This window comes from Streptomyces sp. MK37H (assembly GCF_018035285.1).
GTDB lineage: Bacteria > Actinomycetota > Actinomycetes > Streptomycetales > Streptomycetaceae > Streptomyces > Streptomyces endocoffeicus.
Genome location: NZ_JAAAYH010000059.1, coordinates 24,353 through 31,169, shown reverse-complemented (window position 1 = coordinate 31,169; position 6,817 = coordinate 24,353). Strand labels below are relative to the sequence as shown.

Annotated in this window: 7 protein-coding genes; all 7 read right to left on the bottom strand. The window is 71.4% G+C overall.

The features are described from left to right. A partial coding sequence (locus GWI24_RS11775; RefSeq protein WP_210945859.1) for a GAF domain-containing protein occupies nucleotides 1–562 on the bottom strand: 562 nt, incomplete at its 3' end. Further along, nucleotides 559–1,248, bottom strand: coding sequence for a response regulator transcription factor (locus GWI24_RS11770; protein ID WP_037955385.1), 690 nt, complete (start codon nucleotides 1,246–1,248; stop codon nucleotides 559–561). The genes GWI24_RS11775 and GWI24_RS11770, both read right to left, overlap by 4 nt. A gap of 5 nt (nucleotides 1,249–1,253) precedes the next feature. Then, nucleotides 1,254–1,946, bottom strand: a complete 693-nt coding sequence (locus GWI24_RS11765) for a phosphatase PAP2 family protein (protein ID WP_210945858.1) — start codon at nucleotides 1,944–1,946, stop codon at nucleotides 1,254–1,256. Between the two features lie 212 nt (nucleotides 1,947–2,158). Further along, complete coding sequence (locus GWI24_RS11760; RefSeq protein ID WP_210945857.1) at nucleotides 2,159–2,848, bottom strand: response regulator transcription factor; 690 nt, start codon at nucleotides 2,846–2,848, stop codon at nucleotides 2,159–2,161. Then, on the bottom strand, nucleotides 2,845–4,752 hold the full coding sequence (locus GWI24_RS11755) for a PAS domain S-box protein (protein WP_210945856.1): 1,908 nt from the start codon (nucleotides 4,750–4,752) through the stop codon (nucleotides 2,845–2,847). Before GWI24_RS11755 ends, GWI24_RS11760 begins: the two co-directional genes overlap by 4 nt. 2 nt (nucleotides 4,753–4,754) lie before the next feature. Continuing rightward, a complete protein-coding gene (locus GWI24_RS11750; RefSeq protein ID WP_210945855.1) occupies nucleotides 4,755–5,186 on the bottom strand; it encodes a hypothetical protein in 432 nt (143 codons plus the stop codon). A 193-nt stretch (nucleotides 5,187–5,379) separates the two neighbouring features. After that, nucleotides 5,380–6,810: a hypothetical protein gene (locus GWI24_RS11745; protein ID WP_210945854.1), complete on the bottom strand. Its 1,431-nt coding sequence runs from the start codon at nucleotides 6,808–6,810 to the stop codon at nucleotides 5,380–5,382. Nucleotides 6,811–6,817: the final 7 nt, after the last annotated feature.

The window sequence follows — 6,817 nt, the reverse complement described above, 5'->3', positions numbered from 1 at the left end:
CGTTGGTGCCCGGCCCGGCCGCCGCCGACGCCAGCCGCCGCAGATGCTCCCGGTGCCGGATCTGGGCGACCGCATGCCCCGCGGCCGCCGCGAAGAGCCCCACGGTGCTCACATCGGCGTGGGTGAGCCGGCGCCCACCGCCGCGGTTCGCCACCTCGATCACCCCCACGGGGTGGCCGCGCACCAGCAGCGGCACGTCCAGCACCGAGGCCGGGACCGCGTGCCGGGGGGCCCGGCCACGTCGGCGCGGCCGCCGTTCGTCGCCGGAGACCGTGGGCCGTCCGGCGCGGATCGCCTGGCGGGCGGGGGAGGAGCCGCCGGGCGTCAGCGGTCCGCTCGGCGCGGTCCACGGGGCGCCGTCGGTGGCCCGTATCGTCAGGACGTCGCCCGGCTCCAGCACCATCACCCGGGCCATATCGGCGCTCAGGAGCTCACGCACCCGGCGGGCGATCAGCCGGAGCGTGGCATCGGCGGTCTCGCCCGCCAGGATGTGTCGGGTGACCTCGGCGAGCGCGGTGGCGCTCCGCCTCCGCCGGGCCGGGGTCCATCGTGTACTGATCACGCCGACCACCACTGCTCCCTCGTCGTCGACTCCACTGCTTCCGGAGGAGTGAGCTCACCCGCGGGCACCAGGCCGGACTGCACCGCGTAGACCGCCGCCTGGGTCCGGCTGTGCACCCCGAGCTTGGTCAGGATGTGGCTCACATACGTCTTCACCGTCTGCTGGCCGATCCGCAGATCGTGGGCGATCTCCTTGTTGGCCTTGCCGCGCGCGAGCATGGTCAGCACCTCGGTCTCCCGCTCGGTGAGCTGCTCCGGGCCGCTGGGCTCCCTGACCTGGCCCATCAGCCGGGAGATCGCGGCGGGGGAGACATGGATCTGGCCCGCGGCCGCGGCCTTCACCGCGTTGCGGAGGTCGTCGGCCTCGGCGTTCTTCAGCAGGAAGCCGATGGCGCCCGCCCGGACCGCGCCCATGACCATGGCGTCGTCGAGGGAGCTGGTCAGCGCCACCACCTCGACCTCGGGGAGGTCCTGACGGATCTCCGCCGTGGCGGATACGCCGTCCATCACCGGCATCAGCAGATCCATCAGGACGACGTCGGGGCACAGCTCCCTGGCCAGCCGTACGGCTTCCCGGCCGTTGGTCGTCTCGCCGACCACCTTGATGTCGTTGTCGAGCCCAAGGATCATGCGCAGGCCCTGCCGGACCACTGCATGGTCGTCTGCGATCAGCACGCGAAGCGCCACTTGGTTCACCTGCCCATGGAGTACCCCGCCGCACGGGCGGAGACATACGCGGAAACGGTCGCGATCAGCGGTTCGAAGAGGGGGAGGGCCAGCAGGACGAGGACGCCCGCCGCCCATCCGCCCAGGACGTCACTCACCCAGTGGGTGCCCAGATAGACGGTGGTCAGACCGATGCCGACGGCCATCACGCAGGCGACCAGCGCACCCGTCCGCCGGTGGTGACCGGCGAGATAGGCGAGGGTGCCCCAGACGACGACGGCGCCCGCGACGTGACCGGAGGGGAAGACCATGCCGCCGTGGAAGAGCTCGGCGGACCCGGGGGTCCGGGCCTCGTACGGGCTCAGCCGCCCGGTGAGGATCTTGACGGCGCCGACGCTCGCATTGAGCAGCACCAGCGCCACGCCCAGGACCAACGGCGGACGGAGGCTTCGGGTCCGGCCGCCGCGCCAGACGGCCCAGGCCAGGGCGGCCAGGGCGGTGGGGCCGCGCTGGCCCGCGATGACGAAGGCGTCCAGCACCGGCCGGACCCGCGGCCACTGTTCGTACGGCTTGAACAGGGCCACCTGCCAGTCGAACCGGACCAGCTGCGAGCCGGTGAGGACGGCCGTGAGGACCGCCGCGTAACAGGCGGCGGCCACCAGGAAGGCGATCGTGTGCCCGCGGCTCAGCGGGCATCGGATCCGTCCAGGGACTCGCATGAGGAGGGAACCCGTCTCGGTGGCTCCGCGATTCCATCCGAAGGGGGACTTGTCATCCCATTTGGCCCCGGGCCGTCCCGCCCCAGGTGGTTTCGCACCCATCCGTACGGGCTCATCCAGGTGAACCCATACGGCGAAACGCAAACGGCCCCCGCACCAAAGGGGGGCCACCGCCGTACCGAAGGCGGACACGGGTCAGATCAGCCCGTCACTCACTCCTCCGGCCTCTCCGGCTGTGCGGGCTTGAAGCCGAATTCGGCGGCCTTCGCGACCGCCTCCAGCTGCGAGCGCGCCTCCAGCTTCTCCAGGATCCTGCGCACATGGGTGCGCACGGTGGCGTAGCTGATACTCAGCCGCTCAGCGACGGCCCGGTTGTCCAGGCCGTGGCTCATCAGCGTGAGGATCTCCTGTTCGCGCGGGGTCAGGCTCTCCAGGCGCTCGGTCTGCTCGGCGGTGGACCGCGCGTCCTCGCGGTGCCGTGCCAGCACCTCCACCAGCGTGCTGGCCGGGATGAGCGTCTCGCCCTCGGCGGCCGAGCGGATGGCGGACGCGATCTCGTCGCCGCTCGCCGACTTCAGCAGATAGCCGCAGGCGCCCGCCTCCACGGCGGCCAGCAGCGCCGAGTCGCTGGCGTCGGCGCTGAGGATCACGATGGCGACGGACGGGTCATGGGCCCGGATGCCGCCGGCCGCGTCGGCCCCGGTGCCGTCGGGCAGCCGGAAGTCGACCAGCGCCACATCGGGCTTCAGCTCCTTGGCCATGGGCACGGTCTCGGCGACCGAGTCGGCCCAGCCGACCACCGTCAGATCCGAGTACTCGGCCAGCAGGGCCCACAGCCCCTCGGCCACCACCCGGTGGTCCTCGACGATCAGCACCTTCGTCAACTCGGGAGGTGCGGTCACGGCTGCGGGTCCCCTTCGGGGCAGTCGGGGGTGGGGAGCGGAGCGTCCGGGGGAGTGCCGAGCGGCACCCAGAACTCCACGGTGGTGCCGGAGCCGGGTTCGCTCTCGATCCGGCACCAGCCGCCCGCGATCTGGGCCCGCTCCTGGATCAGGGAGAGCCCGAGGTGGCCGGGGCGGGACTCCACCTCGAGCGGGTTGTAGCCCTCGCCGTCGTCGACGATCCGCACCAGGCAGCCGTCGTCGAGCCCGAGCAGCTGCACATGGACCGTCTTGGCGTGGGCGTGCTTGCGCACGTTCACCAGGGCTTCCTGGGCGGTCCGGTAGATCAGGGCCATCGTCTCGGCCGGGGGGTGGGCGGTGAGCCGGTCCTCCAGCCGGTAGGTGATACCGGTCTCGATGCGTATCTGCTCCAGCAGGCCGCGCAGCGCCCCGGCCAGACAGCCGTGCTCCAGGCTGGACGGCCGCAGGTCGAAGATCAGCTGGCGCAGCCGGCTGAGCGAGAGCTTCAGGGTCTCGTCCAGCTTGTCCATCACCCGCTGCTCGTCCGGGTCCCGCAGCCGCCGGCGCAGCTGCTGGAGGCGGAGGCTGGCGGCGGTGATCACCTGGATGGTGTCGTCGTGGATGTCGGCGGCGATCCGGCCGCGCTCGGCCTCCTGGGCGTGGACCAGATGGCTGAGCAGCGCCTGGCGGTCGCGGTCGGTGACCTCAAGCAGCTCCAGGCTGCGCTCCAGGACGAACTGGGCGCGCTGCACCTCGGTGATGTCGCGGATGGTCAGGACGGTGAGCAGGCCCTCCTCCGTACGCAGCGGGCTGATGCTGACGTCGGCGGGGAACTGCTTGGCGTCGCTGCGCCGCCCGACCAGTTCCATGCTGTGGCCGACCGGCTCCTCCAGGCTGTCGTCCCATTCGCGCAGCGAGACGGTGAGCGGCTGGTCGGGCAGCAGAGCCTCCACGGCCCGGCCGATCAGATGGTCGCGGTCGTAGCCGAAGAGCGCCTCGGTGCGGTGGTTGGCCGCCTGGATCCGGCCGCCGGTGTCCACGATCAGCATCGCGTCCGGGGAGGACTCGATGAGCTGGCGGAAACGGCTCTCGGCCGCCCGCAGCTTGCTGAGGTCGGCGACGAAGACCACCCCGCGGGGCTGCCGGCCCTGCAGATGGCCGCCGCTGAACTGGGCGGGGAACTCGCCGCCGTCGCGACGGCGGCCGCTCATCGCGGACGGCGTGGTGAAGACCCGGCCGATCAGCTGCTCGGAGGCGGTGCGGTAGCGCTCGGGGACGAGGTCCCGCAGCCGCTTGTCGCGCAGCTCCGCCGAGCTGTAGCCGAACATGTGCCGGATGTGGGCATTGGCGTACTCGATCCGGCCGCGCGGGCCGACCACGAGCACTCCGCAGGGCGCGTGGCCGAGCAGCTCCAGGTACGAGTCCTCCAGGCGGTTGCCGGCCAGGTCCTCGAACCGCCAGGAGGTGCGCTCGGCGCGGCGCAGCGGCTCGGCGCAGTCGGCGAGCAGCTCCGCGGACATGCTGAACTGATCGCGGGCGGCCCGGATGATCGCCTCGAGGATCTCCTCGGCGGGGGTGCCCTTGACCAGATAGCCGCTGGCCCCGACGGCGAGCATGTTCAGCACGGTCTCGCGTTCGCCGTGGGCGGACAGCGCCACCACCCGGGCCTCGGGGACCTGGTCGCGGATGGCCCGGACGCTGCTGGGGGCGTCGCCCCGGGGCATGTGCACATCCATGATCACGACCTGCGGGCGGTGGTCCACCGCCGCCCGCACGGCCTGCTCATGGTTGATGGCCAGGCCCACCAGCTCCAGGTCCGGGTGGGAGTCGATGAGGTCGGCGAGCGCCTCACGGACGGCCGGGTCGTCATCGGCCACCACAACGGCGATCCGGTTGTCGCCCATCGCTACCCACCTCCCTTGAGGACGGCACCCTGCAGCTCGCGGGGCTCGAGTTCATCGCGCCGGCAGTGCGCCAGCGAAGGCATGACCGCGGCCAGCGGCGCGACCAGCACGTTGTAGTGGCTTCCGATGCGGTCGCAGACGGCGACCGCGGTCGCGGCGTCCCAGACCGCGGCCCAGAAGGCCCAGTCGTGTCGGTGATGGTTCCGCGCGGCGTCCAGGGCGGCCCGGCGCGCCACCGAGGCGGCGACCAGGATCCGGTACCGCTCCTCGGGCGTGGTGGTGCGGTGGACCACCGCCCAGCCCTCGGCGCGGGTCTGGCTGGACGTCTGCTTCCACAGATCGGCCACCCGGTCGATTTCCTCCGGGGAGAGGTCCTCGATATGGGTCAGGAATTGTAGGACTCTTCGTGAGTTAGGGCCGAAAATTACGCTCATAGGACACTCCAGGACGCATAGTACATCTACGGAACTGGTGAGCCGCCCGGGTGAGCCGCCCCACGGCCGGTGGCCGGTCGCTCCCTGGAACGTGGGCCTGTTTCCCCGCCGTGTCCGCCGCTTCCCGGCGCTTCCCGGCGGACGGCAACGGCACGGCCCGGCCCACGTTCTCCCTCGGCGCCACTCGCGGTCCCTAATCCCCGCGGCCCTGGGACATGTTGATGCTCGCCCTGGCGACGCCACCGCTCTTCTGGCCGATGAGCTGGAACGACACACCGCTCTCATCCGCCGGAGTGATTTTGTACGAGCCCACGGCCGCCGCCTTGCCGCGGCTGTCCACCTGGAAGGTCCCGATCTTGCGCTGGCCCTTCGAGCCCGAACCGGCGTAGGCGGTCACCGTCTCGCCCGGGGCGAACCCCGCGACATAGAAGCTGAGCGTGGTGCCCGCCCTGCCGCCGAAGGCGCTGGGCTCGGCGGACGGGCTGTACGGCAGCACGGTGAAGCCCGAGCGGACCACGGCCCGGCTCTGGTCGCCGATCGCCATCAGCGTCTGCCGCCCCTTGAGGCCGAACGGCACGTTGAACGCCACGTCGCGGATCTGACCCATGTCGTTCGCCTGGGCGGTGAAGGCCGGCAGACCGCCGGTGGAGTTGATGTAGACCAGCACCCGCTCGCCGGGCGCGAACTTGTTGGCGGACAGCGTGATCCGCTGGCCGGCCTTGAGCGCGTACGGCTTGGACTTCATCGAGGGGTACATGGCCAGCATCTGGAAGGGCGCGGTGGCCGTGGTCTTGCTGCGCTTGCCCACCAGGACCAGGGTGCTGGAGCCGGTCGGGGCCACGCCCACCTTGATCGCCGCGTGGGCGACGCCGCCGCCGCCGTCGGTGCGCAGCGTGGTGACGGGGATGCCGGTGGTGCGTCCCCAGAAGACGTCGATCGGCTCACCCGGGCGGAAGCCGCGGGCCGAGACCGTCACCACGTCGCCGGGGCGGCCCACCATCTTGTTGATCTTGGCGGTGCCGACGGCGCCGCCGGTGATCACCTTGGCCTCCGCCGTCTTGCTGCTGCCGCGCTGCTGGGCGACCAGCGTCGCGGGCCGGTTGCCCGCGGTGTCGGGCATGGTGAACCGGGCGTAGATCGACCCGAACCGGTCCGAGCGGACGCTGCCGATGGCGCGGCCCTTGGTGTCCGACTTCCGGGCCTTGATCAGGATGTCCACGGTGGCCTTCTTGTCGAAGCCACCGCCCTCGACCGCGGCGCTGCCGCCGGGGGTGACCAGGCCCGGGTTGATCACGATGATCGGGCCGGACGCCTGGGGGACCCGCTGATTGCCCAGCTTGATGGTCTTGGGCTGCTTGGGCGGGCGTATCTCCTGCTGCTGCCGGGAGTGGTGCTCCTTCTTCGGGGCGCCGCCGCCTCCGCTGCCGGTGGTGTTCAGGGCGCCTCCGAAGCCGCCGCGCGCGACCACCTGGACGAGCGATCCGACGATCGCGAAGACCACGAGTGCGAGCAGGACGGTCTTCCAGGTGAGCTTTTTCTTCTTCTCACCGTCGGGGGTGTTCTCCTCGTTCTCGGGATCATCCCTGTCCTCCGGAACATCCCAGTCGTCGTCGTACTCAGGCATGGCCTTC

What these genes read in the sequence shown, in the direction of transcription:
- GWI24_RS11765 (WP_210945858.1), bottom strand. Translation starts at nt 1,946, where the DNA reads ATGCGAGTCCCTGGACGGATCCGATGCCCGCTGAGCCGCGGGCACACG.
- GWI24_RS11755 (WP_210945856.1), bottom strand. Translation starts at nt 4,752, where the DNA reads ATGGGCGACAACCGGATCGCCGTTGTGGTGGCCGATGACGACCCGGCC.
- GWI24_RS11750 (WP_210945855.1), bottom strand. Translation starts at nt 5,186, where the DNA reads ATGAGCGTAATTTTCGGCCCTAACTCACGAAGAGTCCTACAATTCCTG.
- GWI24_RS11745 (WP_210945854.1), bottom strand. Translation starts at nt 6,810, where the DNA reads ATGCCTGAGTACGACGACGACTGGGATGTTCCGGAGGACAGGGATGAT.